This window comes from Cobetia sp. L2A1 (assembly GCF_009796845.1).
GTDB lineage: Bacteria > Pseudomonadota > Gammaproteobacteria > Pseudomonadales > Halomonadaceae > Cobetia.
Map to the genome: position 1 here is coordinate 1761323 of NZ_CP047025.1, position 17940 is coordinate 1779262.

The following is a 17940-nucleotide window of genomic DNA, read 5'->3' on the forward strand; positions in this document are numbered from 1 at the left end:
TCAGGTTTTGTGGAAAGTCTGACAAGTGAATGTCTGTCCAGTACCCGAAGTGAAGTCGATGGTTGCTAGAATGCAATGGTTATACTATAACATTGCATCTCTTGACTGGCGTTCCTCGAGCGGCAGCGGTGAAGCTCATTTTCAGGATACGCGATATAGATGCTCAACAGTCTTTCAAGGTTACGGTGTCGTCACCGTGGGCGACTTTCTGGTCGGCCGTTAGCCCTGCCCACGCGTCTCCTCGCTGGATCAGTCCAGCCCGATCACGCCCGTATTCTGCTGAAAAACAGCCTGCGTCAGACGTTACTCAGCAAGATTTTTCGGGGGTCATGGCTGACAGTGATGACACTGAGTCTTGGTCTAACATCGGTGGTGCATGCAACGGAAGGGGTGGCACTCTCGTCACAGGAAAGTGCTTCGCGGAGACTGGAGATCGTCGCGCCCTTTGATATCAAGGGAGCAGACCCGCTGCTGAGTGGCATCCTGTTTCAGCGCATGCAGGTAGTGGAAACACTGGTGGATGTAGATGCCAAGGGGGAATTGCGTCCCGGGCTCGCCACGGACTGGACGGTCACGGATGACGGCCTGGAGTGGCGTTTCACGATGCGCGCGGATGTGCATTTTCATGATGGCAGCCTGTTGACGGCAGAGGTCGCGCGTCAGGCGCTGGAGATCGCGCGTGGCAAGCCGGGTCTGCTCAAGTCAGTACCGGTCGAGGAGATTCTGGCTCAGGACGATGCCTCCACCGGCAAGGCGACCCTCGTGATTCACTTGAGTGAGCCATTCGCAGCGCTCCCTGCGTATTTAGCCGATTACCGTCAACAGATATTGGCACCATCTGCCTATGACGACTCAGGGACTGCGCTTGCCGTAATCGGCACCGGGCCTTATCGCATGATGAGCATGTCACCGCCATTGAGTCTTGAGGTGGCTGCTTTTGTAGATTACTGGGGTGAGCAGCCCGACATACGGCGCGCACGCTATCAGGCGGTGAGTCGTGCCGAAGGCCGGGCACTGATGACAGAAAGTGGTGATGCCGATTTCACCTATTCGCTCGATCCCGCCAGTCGCCAGCGTCTGAGGGATTCACCTCGTGTCTCGCTGGCCTCTGCGCCGACCCCGCGTACCTTGCTGCTCAAGGTCAATGCCAATCATGCGGCATTCAACTCATCAGACGTACGTCGGGCATTGAGTCTGGCGATTGACCGAACTGCCATCGCGCAGGTGGTGCTGCGCTACCCCGAAGGCGCAAGCCAGCTATTTCCGCCGATGATCGAAGGCTGGCACAACGCGGCGCTGCCGGCGTTGCATCAGGATGTCATCAAGGCGCGTGAGTTACTGGAGGCTGACGGTTGGCAGGTAGGAGAGGACGGTATTCGCCATAAGGGTGACCAGCGCCTCGCCGTCACGCTGATCACCTTCTCTGATCGCCCTGAATTGCCGCTGGTGGCCACAGTGCTTGAGCGTCAATTTCATGCCATCGGCATCGCGACACGTCTCGATATCACCAACTTCTCCGCGATTCCTGCGGGCCATCATGATGGCAGTCTTGAACTTGCCCTGTTCGCACGCAATCTGGCCCTGGTGCCAGACCCCATCGGCACCTTGCTGAGTGACTATGCCGGGACGGTCGAGGCGCCGGGTGGCGATTGGGGTGCGATGGGGTGGCATGATGTGGACTTCTCGGCTGAACTTGCCCGAATGGCACGCGAAGGCCATGCCGCCTCCGACAATGGCCGCGACCCGCGCCGCGAGGCCAGTCGCGTATTGCAGGATGCACTACCCGTAATTCCGATTGCCTGGTATTACCAGAATCTGGCGATCTCAAATCGTCTTGAAAGCGCTCAGGTAGACCCCTGGGAGCGTAGCTTCGGTCTTTCTGACCTGCGGTGGGCACCATGAATATTTCTTCACGCCTGTTGCAGCTAGTGATGGTGGTGCTGATGGTTGGCGGCGCTAGCTTTCTGATGATGCAGAGCCTGCCGGGTGATGCCTCGTGGCGGATCGCCGCTGGGCGATATGGCTATGATGCTTTGGATGCGGCAGCCGCAGCTTCGGTGCGCGCGGAGATGGGGATGGAGGCTTCCGGCGGGTTGAGCTTCCTTTACTGGCTGGGCGATATCCTGCGCCTGGAACTTGGTACCTCGTTGATTACCGGTGAGCCGGTCTGGAACGAAATACGCCACCAGTTGGGTAATTCGCTGTCACTGGCAGGTGCAGCGCTTGGTTTGTCATTCTTGATCGGCCCTCCGCTGGGTTTGCTGGCAGGGCTGCGTGCTGGGGGCCTGCTGGACCGCAGTCTGTTGGCAATCTGCAGTCTACTGCGCGCCATCCCTCAGTTTTTGCTCGCATTGGTATTGATCCTGTTGATTGCGGTGGAGATGGGTCTGTTACCTGCCGCAGGACATGGCGAGGCAAAGCACTTCATCCTCCCTGCGCTGACGTTGGCACTCGGGCTTGCGGCGGTATCAGCTCGCCTGGCGCGAGATGCCATGGCGGCAGTGACGCAAACCGCCTTTCACGATTTCGCGCGCTGGAAGGGGCTCAGCAACGCACAGACCTTCTGGCGGCATGGCCTGCGGCATGTCGCGCTGCCTCTGGTGACCTATCTTGGCCTGCAGTTCGTGACGTTGGTGGAGGGAGTCGTCGTGATCGAGAGCATCTTCGGCTGGCCAGGCATTGGACACGCACTGGTGCATGCCATCTTCTCGCGTGATGTACCGATGGTGCAGGGCACCGCGCTGGTACTAGGTATCGGTTTTGTGGTGATCAATCTGCTTGTTGATCTGCTGGGCCGCCAACTGGACCCGCGAGGTGTGAAATGAACGTGCTTGAACGAGTTTCCGTGCGCCATGCACCGCAAGCCATCTCTCGCCCGCGCTGGCCATTGCGTCGCGTGATCGGTGCGAGTCTGGTTGGCAGCCTCGTATCACTGGCGTTGTTGGGCCTCTGGATACTTCCGGGCGACCCGCTTGAACAGCATCTGTACCTGGCACTGCAGGGCATGCACGCCACATATGCGGATGGAAACCTGGCGTCTGCCCCGCTGGGTTACGACCATCTTGGACGCTCGTTGTATCACCGTCTGGTGGCAGCGCTTGGTCTGTCATTGTCCATCGCGGCTGGGGCGGTGATCTGCGCTACGCTAGCGGGTATCTCGCTGGGGGTGTTGGCCGCCGGGCGTGGCGGCTGGGTGGAGCGTCTTCTGACTTTGGTGGCCGATAGTCTGTTGGCGTTACCGGGGCTGCTGCTGGTGCTGATGGTCAGTGTCATCTTGCCCTCCACGCCAGTCGCGTTGTGGCTGGGTCTCTCGCTGGTGTTATGGGTTGAGTTCTTCCGACTGTCGCGGGCCACTGGTCGTAGTGCACTGGCCAGCCCTGGTATTGAAGCCAGCCGCTTGTTGGGATTCGGTGTGCTCTATCGTTTCCGTCATCATCTTTGGCCAACGATGGCTCCTGTCATGTTGACGGCGATGGCTTTCGGCATGGCCAATGCGTTGATGGCGATTGCTGCGCTGGGGTTCGTGCATGTCGGTATTCCAGAGCCGACTCCGGAACTTGGGACAATGATGGTCGAGTTATTACCGTACTGGCGTGAAGCCCCGCTGGCGCTGCTGACCCCTGTTCTGGTCACCTTCCTGTTACTGCTGGGGTTGTTGTTGATGTCCGGTGGCGATGCCAAGGCATCCACCGCAGGCAATATTGCAGGAGCGCGCGCATGAATGCCGTGATAGAGCATGTGAAGCCAGCAGACGCATCCGAGACGGCCATCGTGCTGGAAGCGGAGGCAGTCAGTGTGATGCTACGGGGCGCAGTACCAACTCAACCCCCCTTGTTATCGCCGCTGTCGCTTTCACTACAGGCGGGTGAGCCGCTGGTGGTGATCGGCGAGACGGGATCCGGCAAGAGCCTCCTGGCCCAGGCGCTATTGGGCACTTTGCCACGTGAACTGGCCGCCTCTGGCAGTTTGTGGCTCGACGGAGTTGAGTATCCGTTGCACACGCCGGCCAATCGACAGCCGCTGTGGGGGCGTCGCCTGGCGGTGCTCCCGCAGGAGCCGTGGCTTGCGTTGGATCCTTTGATGAAAGTGGTCAAGCAAGTCGGAGAGGCTTATCGGCTGGTGGCAAGGCGTGGAGTGCAGGACGCTCGGCAAGCTGCTCATACGGATCTCGTACAGCTCGGGGTTGCCGCAGCCAGTGACCAGCTACCTGGCAAGCTCTCTGGCGGCATGGCGCAGCGTGTGGCCTTTGCTGCTGCACGTGCGGGTGGCGCGCCGTTATTGATTGCCGATGAGCCGACCAAGGGGTTGGACGCCGCGCGTGTCAGCGAGATTGGCGACATGCTGCTCAAGTCACTGGCAGAAATGCCACGAGCAGGACTGATGGTGATCACGCATGACATGACGTTGGCACGCCAGATTGGTGGGCGTCTCATGGTGGTTCGCAAGGGGGAGATCATTGAGCAGGGGGATACGCGCAAGATCATGGCGGCGCCGGCGCACCCCTATACGCGTCGACTACTTGCGGCTGCACCCGAGGCATGGCCTGAAGTACCACCCTCAGTGAGCACGGCATCACCTTCGTCTGGCTCGCGCAAGCCCATCATCCGTGCCCAGGGGCTGACGATAGCGAGGGGTGATCACCCGCTGCTGCGTGACGTGAATATCAGTATGAGCCATGGTGAGATCGTCGGCATTCAGGGCGCATCCGGCTGCGGCAAGTCATCACTGGGAGATGCGCTGCTGGGTCTGCTCGCACCTCGTGAAGGGCAGGTGTTGCGTGATGATGTGGCAATGCATTACCAGAAGCTGTATCAAGATCCTGTCGCGATCTTTCCGCCGCATCGCGCCTTGGGACGCTTGCTGAAAGATGTCATTACACGCCACCGGCTCGATGAGGGTAGATTGTCCGGGCTGATGGAGCGACTGGCCTTGGCGCCAGAGCTGTTGGCGCGATTGCCCGGACAGGTGTCTGGAGGTGAGCTGCAACGCTTTGCACTGTTGCAGTTGATGCTGATCAAACCGCGCTTCATCTTCGCCGACGAACCGACATCACGACTGGATCCACTCGTGCAGCAGGAAGTGATCACTCTGATGGTCGCGATGGTTCGCGAGCAGGGGATGGCGTTGATGCTGGTCAGTCACGACACGGAACTGCTGCGCAAGGTAGCGGATCGCGTGCTGGTCGTTGAAGACGGTCGATTGCGAGAATTACCACACCCCCTGAAGTCAGGATAGATGCCATGAGTGTTCTTCAATCATGAGGACACGCTGTCATGGACGAGATAGCCCAGCCAATGGCTGGGCTATCTCGTTATGGAAGAAGGCGAGATGACTCTCACCCAAGCAGGGCGGGGTTGGCCTGCCACACTGACCATGTCAGTGCGCTTGCGAGCGTCACCCATAGCAGATACGGCACCATCAGCAGACCCGCGAGGCGATCGATGCGCCAGAATGCCACCAGTGTGATGGCGATCAGTGCCCACAGCAGCAGGACATCGGCGAAGGCCGCAGCGCCCATCTGCCACGCAAAGAACAGCCAGCTCCACAGCGCATTGATGACCAGCTGAACAACGAATAATCCCAACGCTATACGGCGAGCTGTTTGCATGCCATCACAGGCCTGTTTACTTTCGCGCGCGACCCGCCAGGCCGCTATCGCCATCATCACGAAAAGCGTCGTCCACACTGGCCCGAAAGCCCCTGCAGGAGGCGCCCAGCCGGGTTGAGTGAGGCTGGAATAGAACGACTTGGCCTCGACCGAGGCGATGGCACCAATGGCGGCCGTGGCAAAGCACAAGCCGAACCAGAGCACCATCTGGCCCAGTGAACGAGCGGGTGAGGACGATGGAAGAGAAGACATTTGACGACTCCTGAGGCAGGGAGAAAACCTGAGAGTACCATCAGTCATCGCTGATGAATGCGCGCGGGCATCAGATGCACCAACGCGTCAATGATACGGGCAGTTGCCATGTGTCAGTCGGGGACTGGCGCTTCGATGATATCCGACGCCTTGCCGGTCAGTGTGGTGCCCACCGACGCCGTGATCACCAGACCAATGGCCAACCATTGCAGTGTGCCCAGCGATTGGCCGAGGAAAAGCAGTCCCGAGACCGCTGCAACTGCAGGCTCCAGGCTCATCAACGTGCCAAAGGTGTGAGTCGGCAGTTTGGGCATGGCAGCCATTTCCAGCGTATAGGGCAGGGCGGTGGAAAGCACCGCTACGGCAAGTGCCAGTGGCAGGACATCCAGACTAAAGAGCGCCGTCCCCGCTTCCATCAATCCTATCGGCGCCACGCAAAGTGCTGCGATCGTGATACCAAGCGCCGCACTCTGTGTACCATTACCGGCCCCGGCCTTCTGTCCAAACAGAATATAGAGTGCCCAACAGACGCCAGCCCCCAGAGCGAAAGCTGCTCCAATGGGATCGATCGGCGCAGCAGTCTCCTCTCCCAGCAACAGCAGCAACACCAGACCCACGATTGCCAGCGCCACCCAGCCAAGATCCAGCCAACGACGTGAGCTTAACAGGGCGACTGCCAGTGGCCCCGTGAATTCGAGTGCCACGGCAATCCCCAGCGGCACTGTCTGGATCGCCTGATAGAACAGCAGGTTCATCACGCCCAGTGCCACGCCATATATTGCGATCGACTTCCATGCCTTGCGTGTCACGGCCTTGCGCCACGGGCGCAGGATGACCAGTAACAGGGCTGAGGCTATCATCAGGCGTATGGCCGTGGCCCCGGCAGCACCCACCATCGGGAAAAGTAAGGTCGCAAGCGACGCACCACTCTGAATCGAACACATCGCGACCAACAGCATCGCTATTGGCCATAGACGAGAAGGTGACGCTACAGCGGCAACGGACATGTTGGTCTCCTTGATGGCGTGGGCATGGCCAGTGCCAGGCACATGCGGCATGATTCATGAGGTATGCAAGGAGCAAGAGCGCCCGGTGCAGTACTGAATGAGCCGGGGCTCTTATCGTCAGCCGAATTGTACGGATGCGCATTATATTGCACAATAGTAAAGATCGACCCGACGTCCTGATACATGTCGCGACCAATGTTCGTCGTCTGCGCCAGGCAGCTGAGCTCAGTCAGCAGTCGCTGGCGGAGCAAGCGGGCGTCAGTCGTCGCATGCTGGTCAATATCGAGAAGGGTGACGTCAATGTCAGCCTCAGCACGCTTGATAAACTGGCTGAGGCGCTGGGGGTACTGTTCTACGCACTGGTACAACCACCAGAGAGTCAGGACTCTGCGCGCATCAATGAAGTTGCGTGGGTAGGGAGCACTCCCGAGAGTCGCGCGGTACTTCTGGCGAGCAAGCCCGCGACCCAGGAAGTCGAGCTGTGGGCCTGGACGCTAGCGCCTGACGAGGAATACTTCTGTGCAGCCGACGGTGCGGGCTGGCACGAGATGCTGGTGGTCACCGAAGGCGAGCTGACGCTTGAGCTTGCATCGGGTACCCATGTGATTGCGCAGGGTGACTTCCATGTCTACCCCAGCGATCAACCCTATCGCTATCACAATGCGGGTATCGGCACGCTGCGCTTCATTCGCAATGTACTGTACTGAAGGGCGGATCAGGACTCTCCCGCACATGATCGTGCGTGTCGAAATGTAAAGCGGCTTTCTCCGTTCACGCCTCACCAGTGCACTTCATCGATGCACTGGTGAGCGCCCTCTGTCCGCTTCCTGCCTTTTCTTTCCACAGATATTTTTTGCTGGCGCTGTCTTGGCGCTGTCTTGGCGCTGGCCACAGGCGTGTCCGCCCAGTCCGAGTCAGCATTAGAGAGTGCTATTTCCTTCTATACCGCCACAAGAAGCACTGCCATTTTTGATCTTAATATTGCTAATTAACTGTGTTTCTAATGCTTTGCAGCGTTATTGCTCGGTCATGTCGAAAGCTAATGAGTTGCGCAACATTTTGGCATTGGTCGCAAGGCGGCTTGCTCACATAGCCTGACGATGCCTGCAAATTGGAGCCTTTTGCCGGTCGCTCGTCACCTGGCGCAACGGCAAGATCCTTAGCGACGAGTGATATCCAATAACAAGACGACACCTCAAGGTGCATTCATATGACTCAGACAGAAACGAAAGAACTTCAATTCCGTGGTGGTGTGATGGGGGCGCTCATGCCGCTGTTGGTTCTGGTGTCGGGTCTTATCTATCTCTCTGTCATGGAGCGTGCCGGTACCAAACCGTTCTGGGCCTGTGCCTGGGTAGCGATGGGCGTAGGACTGTTTCTGTGTCGCAATCGATCGGCCTATTGTGAAAGCTTGCTGCGCGGAATGGGTAACCAGACCGCGACGGCCATCATTGCCCTCTGGCTGCTGGCGGGAGTTTTTGGCAAGTTGATGACGGCGGGAGGTTTGATAGAAGGCCTGCAGTGGGTAGGAGCCTCGTTGGGCGCTACCGGTGGTGGCTTCGTATTATTGGCCTTCGTCATCTGCATGGTGTTCTCGCTGGGGACAGGCACCAGTGTCGGGACTGTCATCGGTCTCGGCCCCGTTCTCTACCCGGCGGGTGTGATGCTGGGCGCAGACCCGACCGTGCTGGCCGTAGCGCTGCTGTCCGGTGCGGCCTTCGGCGACAATCTCTCGCCGGTGTCGGATACCACCATCGTGTCGTCCTTGACTCAAGGTGCCCAGGTCGCCGATGTCATTCGAACGCGCTTGCCACTCTCGCTGTCCGCTGCGGGCATCTGCGTCGTCATCTTTCTCTTCTTTGGCGGCAGCGATGAAGCGCTCAGAGAAGTGTCCCGCTTGAGCCAGGGCGACATCAGCGGGCTCATCATGCTGTTGCCACTGATATTGGTGGTCGCACTTGCGCTCAAGCGGCGCCATATCGTCGAGGCCATGTTCTTCGGCAATCTGGCGGCGATGATCTGTGGCTGGCTGACGGGGGCGATCACGTTCGGCGATATCTTCTCGTTGCCAGCAGAACGTGGTGTCAGTACCGGGTTGATCGAGAACGGCATCGCCTCCGTCACCGGCGCGGTACTGTTCGCGCTGATGGTACTCGCGCTGACGCAAGTGATGTTGGATGCCGGCTTGATGCGTCGCCTGCTCGACAAGGCCAACGAGAGTCTGATCAAGACACGCACGGGTGCCGAGACCGGTATTGTCGCCGTGACGATCGCTGCTTCCATCCCATTGTCTGCCAACGCGCCGGCGCTACTGCTGGTCGGGCCGGGACTGGTGCGCAAGCTGGCCGAGAAGTTCGGGATTGCGCCAGAGCGCAGTGCCAACCTGATGGATTGTGCCGTGTGCACCGTCTTCTTCCTGTTGCCGTGGCACATTGCGGTGGCGGTCTGGCAGCAGGTGATCGCCGCCAGTGCAGCCGAGACGGGTGTGGCGGCACCCAGCGCGATGGCGTCCTTCTTTACGCCGTATCCCTGGGCCATGCTAGTGGTGTTGGCCATCTCCATCTACTGGCGTTCGCGCAACCAGAATGACCAGGACCTCCGCACAGAACATGGCGCGGCCGCTGGCCACTCCTCTGATGCCGTGCCGGCAAGCCCGGTAAAGCCTGTCTGATAGCGGATGAAACGGCAGACCAATGTTCTGTATCGCATTCGCATGGATGGCCACGCACGCAAGACTGACAAACGCCTCGTCCCCGCTCGATGATGAGCAGGGGCGAGGCGTTCTGGTATCTAAAGCCGCGTGTTCTCGAGCTTGTTAATTGCTATCACAATACATACTCCGTCGTGCTGCGTTTCATCCGTAACGTGCTGTATTGAAGGGCGGTTCAGGGTTATTCAGGGCTGTTCCTGCCAGAAGCGAGAAAACAGCTCGGCCTGTGTATTAATTCCCAGCTTGGAATACAGATGCTTCTTGTGAGCGCGTACTGTTTCAATGGAAATGCCCAGCCGGCGGGCAATTTCCTTGGTCGAGCAACCTCCGAGCATCAACTGGCTCACCTCTCGTTCACGCTCGGTCAGGCCATGACGTGAGGTGCCTGGCAGTTGTTGATCACCCATTGGGTGCCAAGGATGTACGCGAGGAGGATGGCTTCGTGAGGTTTCATAGGCAATGCGTAGTCGCATCAACTCGCAAAGCCATGGCTGGATCAATTGCAACAAGCCGAGTGCAGCCGTATTGAAGGTTTCAACCGACCCTAGTGAGAGACACAAGAGACTGCCATTTTCCAACGGCTGATTTAGTTGCACTTCATCCGCGACAATATTGCGCCTGAAATAGCGTTGGTAATATTCGGTCTGCGTAAACTGCTCGGGGGCGACATCGTCCAGAGTGACCAATGTACAGACGGGGGCCGCTCGCGCTGCAACATAGAAGGGATCCAATAAATACAACCCCTTCTGATAATCCTGGAAGAGCATCTCATCTGCACCGTCATCTTCATCACTGTCTGCCAGGATCGTGGGCGGATGATCACGGTGGAATACCAGGGCGACCCATGTGTTGAAACACAGATGACGTGAAAGCACGCGACTCGTCGAGCGCCAGAATGTTTCCTTTTCAAGCTCGCGCAGGAGTAGCGAGAAGTCTCTGTGCCATCCGAGCGAGGTCAGCACGTCTGCTGATTCTTCGGTGCTCATGGTGAAGCATGTCCCCTTCATCAAGAATCTTGTGGCAGCTCACATGATGCACATGGCAGAGGAGCTGTGTCTGTAGGCTGTTGGCAGGCCCCTTTCTGGGGTAACCCTGTCAGGTAATTGGCAACTGCTGTGAAATGCGGATACTCGATCTCACTCTCCTTCAATCCCCCGTCATGCCTTTGGATATGAGGCACTGGAGTTCTGCATGAAGATAGCGTTAGCACAAGTTCCGAGTGTCGAGGGTGATATCGCACGTAACCTTACCACGGCGCTTGATGCCATCACTCGTCATGGTGACGCAGTCTCCTTGATGATATTCCCCGAGACACACCTCAGTGGATTTGCCGAAATAGGGCACGTGGCAGACCGCGCACTGTCTCTGGACGGGCCTGAAATCGAGATGTTGTGCGACGCGAGCCGTCATCATGACTGTGCGCTTGCCATTGGGCTGTTGGAAGAAGGCGAGCAAGAAACCTACAACACGACGTTATTGATCACGCCTGAATCGGGTGTCGCGCTGAGCTATCGCAAGACACACCTGTGGCCAGACGAGCGAAACCTGGTGGTTCCCGGCGACCGCATGGCCGTTATGGAATGGCGTGGGCTGACCTTGGGGTTGATGATCTGCTACGACATCGAATTCCCGGAGACCTCACGCGCGCTAGCGCAGTTGGGCGTCGATGTCATCGTGGTAACCAATGGCAACATGGACCCCTATGGCCCGACACATCATCGTGCCGCGCAAGCACGTGCTCAGGATAATCAGTGTTTTCTTGCGATGAGCAACCGATGTGGCGAGGGGGCAGGACTGACCTTCGCGGGCGAGAGCGGCGTATTTTCACCGTCAGGAGAGACCGTGTTTCAGGCAGAGCGGGAAGAAGGTATCTATCTCGTCACACTGGATATTGCGTTGCTTTCACGCGCGCGCAAGGACTACGACTATCTCGCCGATCGTCGGATGGCACTCGCGGGAGAGTCGAGTGCTCCGCTTCCTACCTCGTCTCAGGATCCTCTCAGCCAGGCGAGCACTTCCAACAGCACTGCCTGGCGCTTCTGAATAGAGCGTCGACGGGATTCAGTGCAACATTTCTCGGGCTGATGCCTTTGCCGGGAAAGGTAGTCAATAAAGATCAATAATTATAAAAGGTAATGAAGATGTCTCGACAGAAAAACTTGCTCTCCTTGAGTCAGGTCGTCATGTTCGGCTTGGCGTACATGACGCCGATTATCGTATTGGGCACCTTTGGCGTATTGGCAATGGTGACTTCAGGCGCCGTATCAGGTGCCTATGCGGTAGCGCTGCTTGCGATGTTGTTCACGGCGCATAGTTATGGGCGCATGGCCTGTGCCTACCCTGTGGCGGGCTCCGCCTATGCCTATGTTCGGCATGCCATTGATGAGCGTCTCGGGTTCATCGCCGGTTGGGCAATCATCCTGGATTACTTGTTCTTGCCAATGGTTATCTGGCTGATTGGGGCGGCTTACCTCAACTCGGCTTTTCCGGCAATTCCCGTTGCCGCGTGGTTGATTGCCTTCATCATTGTCACGACACTCATCAATATTGTCGGGCTGAGATTGGCGAGTGCCATCAATGGCGTGATGATGTTGATACAGATGTTGGTGATCGTGGCATTTGTGGCATTGGCCATTCGCTACATCGTCGGCGATGTCTCGCAGCCGTTGTTCAGCCTCGTACCCTTTACTGGTATGGGAGAAGCATCAGGGACGCTACCGATGTTGATGGCCGGTGCTGCCATTGCCTGTTACTCCTTCCTCGGGTTTGATGCAGTGACGACCCTGACGGAGGAGACGCGTGATCCTCAGCGTACTTTGCCGCGTGCCATCTTGTTGATCACGTTGATTGGCGGTCTCATCTTCGTTGTCGTGTCTTATTTCGTGCAATTGGCAGCACCTGGAGGGGTCTTTGAAAATCCTGATGCAGCAGCGTATGAGATAGCACGCAATATCGGTGGAGACCTCTTCGTCAGCATCTTCCTGATTGGCCTTGTGGTGGGACAGTTTGCCTCCGGTATAGCAGCACAGGCGAGTGGCGCGCGTTTACTGTATGCAATGGGACGTGATGGACTCCTTCCCAAGCGGCTTCTTGGTCAGCTGGGGCGCTATGGAACACCTGTCGGAGGGCTAGTGTTGAGTGGGATGGTGGCGCTGTTGGCACTGACCATGGACGTCCTCTCTGCCGCATCCTTCATTAACTTCGGGGCCTTTGTCGCCTTCGCCTTGGTCAATATTGCAGTGATGGCTCATTACTATGTTCGAGAGAAACGTAGAGGCCTGCACGGAGCTGTCTTCTTTTTACTTTTCCCCTTGATTGGCTTGTTTGCCATCGTATGGCTGATGGTCAGTCTCGATGCGCGGGCGCTGTTGCTAGGTGGCGTCTGGCTTGCCATCGGTATGCTCTGGCTGTGTTGGTTGACGCGAGGCTTCAGGCAGCCCATGCCTGAACTGGCCAGCCTGACGGCTGCGCAATAGGCCGATAAGATAGCGCTGGAAAAATGATACAACGATGCCCCGCCCGTCATGGTGGGGCATCGTTGTATTGGGCGCTTAAAACTGACTGACAGAAGCTGGCATCCTGCTTCTCGGCACAAGCTGGATCTTGCCCCATTGTGTCGGTGCTGCTTGGTAGGTCGCGCCACGGCTGGAGCCCCAGAAATGGCGACTATCAGAGTGTGTCCATGACAATGCGAACTCCGCTACTCATCGCCTGTCCCATCTGCTATCGAGATAAAACGTTCCAAGACTTATTCTCTTCACGACAGGGAGCAACGCATGGCTCGAGTCCATATCACGCAACAGGGTACGATCCATTGCTTCCCGGCAGGCTTGAAGGATGCATCAGGAAAGCTGGTCAATGCCGAGATATCTGCCGTGGCCTACGATGGCGAGCGGCTGTTGATGGCAAGTGACAAGCCGATTCCGGGAGAGGGACGATCGGCGGTCTTCACGCTGCCGCTGAATTCACACGGGCCTGACGACAGCCAGCTCGAGTATCTGACCGCCCCGCGTATTCGTCAGGCGGTCAAGTATGAGGATTTCGCACTGACGACCGATGGTCGGCACATGCTGGCAACGACAGGTTTTGATCGTATCGACAGCGAGAGTCATGAGCTCAATGATTACAACCATCTGCTGATCTGGCCGGTAGGCGAGCCAGACAAGGTGCAGGTCGTGGACCCTGATCCGCGCGATGGCGTCGAGGGGTCACTGGAGTTTCGTCAAAAGCTTGAGGCGGCCATCGGTGAACCCTATTACAAGATCGAAGGGCTGGCGGTGATTCCCAGCGATAGAGGAGATGGGCTGTTGTTGTTCGGGATACGCGAGCAAGGCAATGCACATGATGATTTCGTCTATGTGCGCCGTGTCATCGGCGCGCGTTATGCCCTGACCGACAATGACAACATCGAGTTCATCGAGGACCTGCATGATGTCTTCAGCTTCGATCCTGCCGACTATGCGGGAGTGCAGCACGAATGCGGCTTATCCAGTCTGGAATATGATCCTTATCATGCACGGCTTTATCTGGTCACGAGTTTCGAGACCGAGCAGGCGGGTAAAGAGGTGATCGGCGGTTATCTATGGGTGCTGTCTCTGGAAGCGTTTCATGCGGGAAAGGCACCTGTACTGGTGACCGATGAGAAGGGTGAAGTGCTGGAGTTTGAGCACAAGGCCGAGGGCCTGGCAGTACTGGACCGTGATCGCTTGTTCATCGTTTATGACAATGATCGCAATCACGCACTGGGCAGTATCGATGCACGCGATGAACGTCACTCGTGTGAAGCCCCCTATACCCTGCTGACACTGGTATGAGATAGCTCAGAAGGAGAGTGTTGGTAGCGGGCTGTCATTGAAGATTGTCCATCAATGAAAAAGCCCGGCACACAGGTGTGTGCCGGGCTTTTCGCTTTCATGCATGACTCGGTGATGTCTGATGATTCAAGCCATCAGGAGATAGCGATGCATGAGCGGGTAATGCAGGACGTGTCGTCTTACATGGCCTTGTAGAAGAGATAGTCGGCCTGATACGTGACGATTTCGACCTTGTCCTTGTGCGCTTCATCACAGGCCATGGCCGGTGCTGCGCCACCCTGGGTGTTGAGGCGCTGAACGTAGGTCACCCCCATCATGTGGCCTTCGCCTTCAGCAGGATTGGCCTGCACCAGCTGCAGCGGAATGTTGCCATCGCCGTTGGGCTCGACACCCAGCTGCTTGCCAGTGATCTTGGAACCATCCATGGCTTCCCAGGTGGCGGGCGGGCCATAGTACTTGCCGACCTGTTCGCCATCGGCATCGTTGAGTGCTGCGTCCGGACCCTTGAAGACCCAACCCATGGTGCCATCGTCCTTGGTTTCACAGGCCCACTTGATCTCACCGACGCCAACGGTTTCCATGGCGACCTTGTTACCTTCCGGTACCGCGACACTTTTCGGTACGTCCATTGCCAGTGCCATCGGGCTCAGCGCGAGGGCGGCCAGTAGGCCAGTCATGCAGACAGTTGTTTTCATTGTGTCGACTCCATAGACAGAAAAGGATAAAGCGATCAGTTGCAGATATGTCGTTGTCCCGTTGCATGATTGTTAACGCCAACGCTGAATGTCTGGATGTCGAGAATGAAAAACTTTTTTCATATTTTGTTGGTGAAACGAGGGATGGCTGACGTTTTTCCAATGAAAACGCCCCGTCACACAAGGTGCGACGGGGCGTTTGAAGTCTAGCGAACGTTGTCAGATCCAGCGCTCATTCGTACTGCTTGGTACCCCGGATCGGGTAGTGGTTGTCCGGTTTGCGGACGAATTCTATTCCGCCGACAAGCGTGTCCAGATCAGGGCGCACGAAGGGCGCATTGGCCACTTCCTCTATCTGCACCTTGCCCTCGGCATTGACGATGAAGAAGGCCGGTTCCGGGAAGTCGTGATCGGTCTCTTTCTCGCTGCGTGGCTCCGAAATGAACAATCCCAGCGTCTGCATCTGTTCCAGGCTCAGCCCGCTGGCGAGCGGGAAGTTGAGATCCAGTGATTCCATGTGTTCACTCAACTGCTGCTGGCTGTCAGCAGAAACAGCGACGAGATCAACGCCTTGGGCGCTGAAGCGTTCGCGATAGCTCTCCAGCTTGTTGAGGAACTTGGTACAGATCGGGCAATGCTTGCCGCGATACACGATGACCAACTGCCAATCATGCTCACCTTGCGGCTTGCCCAGTGTCAGTGTCTCGCCGTCGCTGCGTGTGACGTCAAGCGCGGGAAAATCGCTGCCGGGATGTAGTTTACGGGTATACATGCCATTGACTCCCTGATGATGAAGCGCGTCGTGGAGAGTAGCTCTGCCACGTTCCTGATCCGCGGACTGACGTGAACCGCTTGCTCAATAGATGCAGGCGGTGACGCTCATTTCAAGGGGGGCTCAGCCCAGATACCCAGTGTGCTCGAGCAGAATGGTCGTCCCGATGCCGATCAACACGATGCCGCCGATGATCTCGGCGCGTTTACCGACCATCTTGCCGAGTGCGCCACCCAGCATGACGCCGATAGTCGCCATCAGGAACGTTGCCGCGCCGATCGAGAGCGCGGTGGTAATGATATTGACTCCGGCGAAGGCAAGCCCGGCACCGACTGCCATGGCATCGATACTGGTGGAAAAGCCAGTCAGCACCAGGCGAGGGAGAGAGAGCTGAGCATTGCAATCCGTCTCGTCTTCCTCATCCTTGGAAAGCCCTTCATGAATCATGTGCAGGCCGAGCAACAGCAGCAAGCCAAAGGCGATCCAGTGGTCCCATTGTTCCACGTAGGCGGCGACGGATCGGCCAATCAGCCATCCGATCATGGGAGTGATGCTTTCGATGACACCAAAGATAAGACCGATACGCAGCGCGTCTGACAAGGTGGGTCGCCGAATGGCAGCCCCCTTACACAGCGCGGCCGCGAAGGCATCGCAGGACATGGAGAAGGAGAGCAGGAAGATAGAGAATACGGGCATGTGTCAGGAGTTCCAGGCCGGTTACGAGTCAATAACAGAAAGACGCCACCGGCCAGGAGCGTCTCTTCTGTCATTGGTCTCGCCGAACCGTATCCTGTCAGATCATGGGCGTGATCTGGTGGTGGGTCCTCGGTGCCACGGCAATGCCTGCCGACTGTGTTGACATCCGAGACTCTCATCTGAGCGATAAGAGCGGGCTACTCCCCAAAAACTGGTGGCATCTTAGCAACAAACTTTCGCCATTTCATCCCCTTGTGATACGTAGTGCTTGCCGTCATAACTGTTGGCACACGACAACGAGACAGGTCTTGCGGTCTGACGGCTTTTTCACGCGTCCGTCCGTCGGTAGCAGTTAGCGACGAGTCGTACATACCGAGAAGCCCCCACTGGTTGTCACTAGCGCGAATTTACCGTTCCAAGGAGTCAATCAATGTCCGATAGTTATCAGCCACCCAAGGTATGGACATGGGAAAACGAGAGCGGCGGCAAGTTTGCCAGTACCAACCGTCCGATTGCTGGTCCGACTCATGACAAGGAGCTCCCGGTTGGCGAGCATCCCTTCCAGCTGTATTCCATGGCGACACCGAACGGCGTGAAAGCCACCATCATGTTCGAGGAGCTGCTGGCGCTGGGTCACAAGGGTGCGGAATACGATGCTTGGCCGATCCGTATCGGCGATGGTGACCAGTTCGGCAGCGGGTTTGTCGCGATCAATCCGAACTCCAAGATCCCGGCCCTCGTCGATAACACGGGTGACGCACCTTTGAGAGTGTTCGAGTCGGGCTCCATCCTGCTGCACCTTGCGGACAAGTTCGGTGCCCTGATGCCGAAGGATCCGGCACAGCGTGTTGAGGTGATGAACTGGCTGTTCTGGCAGATGGGCTCCGCGCCGTATTTGGGCGGCGGTTTCGGTCACTTCTACAACTACGCACCAGAGAAGCTTGAGTACCCGATCAATCGCTTCACCATGGAGACCAAGCGTCAGCTCGACGTGCTTGATCGCCAGTTGGCTGATAATGCCTATATCGCGGGAGATGAGTACACCATCGCCGATATTGCCATCTACGCCTGGTATGGCTCTCTGGTGGAAGGCAAGCTCTATGACGCAGCCGAGTTCCTGGCGGTGCAGGACTACACCCACGTGCAACGCTGGGCGAAGTCGATTGCCGAGCGTCCTGCAGTCAAGCGAGGTCGCATGGTCAATCGTTTCTGGGGTGAGCCTGAAGAGCAGTTGATCGAGCGACATTCGGCGAGTGACTTCGAGACCAATACCGAAGACAAGCGCGCGCAATAAGCGCCAGCATCTCTCAGTGGCATGAAAAGGGCTACCCATCGGGTAGCCCTTTTCATGTGTCACGTCTGAAGTGCCAGATCCGCGGTATATGA

General features: G+C 57.5%; 16 protein-coding genes. 10 read left to right on the forward strand and 6 right to left on the reverse strand.

Annotated elements, in window-relative coordinates; translation table 11 throughout:
- Positions 1–342: 342 nt before the first annotated feature.
- From GQR90_RS07685 to GQR90_RS07700, 4 genes are read left to right on the forward strand one after another with little or no spacing between them, the layout of a single operon-like run.
- Entirely contained in the window at positions 343–1902 is a 1560-nt protein-coding gene (locus tag GQR90_RS07685) for an ABC transporter substrate-binding protein (protein WP_158773583.1), read from the forward strand.
- Complete coding sequence (locus tag GQR90_RS07690; protein ID WP_158773584.1) at positions 1899–2825, forward strand: ABC transporter permease; 927 nt, start codon at positions 1899–1901, stop codon at positions 2823–2825. Before GQR90_RS07685 ends, GQR90_RS07690 begins: the two co-directional genes overlap by 4 nt.
- Positions 2822–3721: an ABC transporter permease gene (locus tag GQR90_RS07695; RefSeq protein WP_158773585.1), complete on the forward strand. Its 900-nt coding sequence runs from the start codon at positions 2822–2824 to the stop codon at positions 3719–3721. The genes GQR90_RS07690 and GQR90_RS07695 overlap by 4 nt, the downstream gene beginning before the upstream one ends.
- Entirely contained in the window at positions 3718–5235 is a 1518-nt protein-coding gene (locus tag GQR90_RS07700; protein WP_199269497.1) for an ABC transporter ATP-binding protein, read from the forward strand. The genes GQR90_RS07695 and GQR90_RS07700 overlap by 4 nt, the downstream gene beginning before the upstream one ends.
- A 100-nt stretch (positions 5236–5335) precedes the next feature.
- Here the strand turns inward: GQR90_RS07700 and GQR90_RS07705 are convergent, their stop codons facing one another.
- Together GQR90_RS07705 and rhtA are read right to left on the reverse strand one after the other, a co-directional pair.
- Positions 5336–5860 carry a TspO/MBR family protein gene (locus GQR90_RS07705; RefSeq protein WP_158773586.1) on the reverse strand — a complete coding sequence of 175 codons (525 nt, stop codon included), beginning with the start codon at positions 5858–5860 and terminating at the stop codon, positions 5336–5338.
- Positions 5861–5973: 113 nt separating this feature from the next.
- Complete coding sequence (gene rhtA, locus GQR90_RS07710; protein WP_158773587.1) at positions 5974–6867, reverse strand: threonine/homoserine exporter RhtA; 894 nt, start codon at positions 6865–6867, stop codon at positions 5974–5976.
- A 146-nt stretch (positions 6868–7013) separates the two neighbouring features.
- Between rhtA and GQR90_RS07715 the strand changes: the two genes are divergently transcribed.
- Together GQR90_RS07715 and GQR90_RS07720 are read left to right on the forward strand one after the other, a co-directional pair.
- Positions 7014–7574: a helix-turn-helix domain-containing protein gene (locus tag GQR90_RS07715; RefSeq protein WP_233266481.1), complete on the forward strand. Its 561-nt coding sequence runs from the start codon at positions 7014–7016 to the stop codon at positions 7572–7574.
- Between the two features lie 503 nt (positions 7575–8077).
- Positions 8078–9538 carry a Na+/H+ antiporter NhaC family protein gene (locus tag GQR90_RS07720; protein ID WP_158773589.1) on the forward strand — a complete coding sequence of 487 codons (1461 nt, stop codon included), beginning with the start codon at positions 8078–8080 and terminating at the stop codon, positions 9536–9538.
- A gap of 224 nt (positions 9539–9762) precedes the next feature.
- On the opposite strand, the gene GQR90_RS07725 is transcribed toward GQR90_RS07720, so the two are convergent.
- Positions 9763–10563 carry a helix-turn-helix transcriptional regulator gene (locus GQR90_RS07725; RefSeq protein WP_158773590.1) on the reverse strand — a complete coding sequence of 267 codons (801 nt, stop codon included), beginning with the start codon at positions 10561–10563 and terminating at the stop codon, positions 9763–9765.
- A gap of 205 nt (positions 10564–10768) precedes the next feature.
- Here GQR90_RS07725 and GQR90_RS07730 point away from each other — a divergent pair, with 205 nt between their 5' ends.
- The 3 genes from GQR90_RS07730 to GQR90_RS07740 all read left to right on the forward strand — a co-directional run bounded on the left by GQR90_RS07730 (position 10769) and on the right by GQR90_RS07740 (position 14391).
- Positions 10769–11620 (forward strand): carbon-nitrogen hydrolase family protein, encoded by an 852-nt coding sequence (locus GQR90_RS07730; protein ID WP_158773591.1) that lies wholly within the window; start codon positions 10769–10771, stop codon positions 11618–11620.
- A 98-nt stretch (positions 11621–11718) separates the two neighbouring features.
- Positions 11719–13053 carry an APC family permease gene (locus tag GQR90_RS07735; RefSeq protein WP_158773592.1) on the forward strand — a complete coding sequence of 445 codons (1335 nt, stop codon included), beginning with the start codon at positions 11719–11721 and terminating at the stop codon, positions 13051–13053.
- Positions 13054–13353: 300 nt separating this feature from the next.
- Positions 13354–14391, forward strand: a complete 1038-nt coding sequence (locus GQR90_RS07740; protein WP_158773593.1) for a hypothetical protein — start codon at positions 13354–13356, stop codon at positions 14389–14391.
- Between the two features lie 179 nt (positions 14392–14570).
- On the opposite strand, the gene GQR90_RS07745 is transcribed toward GQR90_RS07740, so the two are convergent.
- From GQR90_RS07745 to GQR90_RS07755, 3 genes are all read right to left on the reverse strand, one after another.
- Positions 14571–15086, reverse strand: coding sequence for a DUF3455 domain-containing protein (locus GQR90_RS07745; protein WP_158773594.1), 516 nt, complete (start codon positions 15084–15086; stop codon positions 14571–14573).
- 232 nt (positions 15087–15318) lie between these two features.
- Positions 15319–15858, reverse strand: a complete 540-nt coding sequence (locus tag GQR90_RS07750; protein WP_158773595.1) for a redoxin domain-containing protein — start codon at positions 15856–15858, stop codon at positions 15319–15321.
- 123 nt (positions 15859–15981) lie between these two features.
- Positions 15982–16554 carry a manganese efflux pump MntP gene (locus GQR90_RS07755; RefSeq protein WP_158773596.1) on the reverse strand — a complete coding sequence of 191 codons (573 nt, stop codon included), beginning with the start codon at positions 16552–16554 and terminating at the stop codon, positions 15982–15984.
- A gap of 430 nt (positions 16555–16984) precedes the next feature.
- Here GQR90_RS07755 and yghU point away from each other — a divergent pair, with 430 nt between their 5' ends.
- Positions 16985–17848, forward strand: a complete 864-nt coding sequence (yghU, locus tag GQR90_RS07760; RefSeq protein ID WP_158773597.1) for a glutathione-dependent disulfide-bond oxidoreductase — start codon at positions 16985–16987, stop codon at positions 17846–17848.
- The last annotated feature ends 92 nt before the right edge of the window (positions 17849–17940 follow it).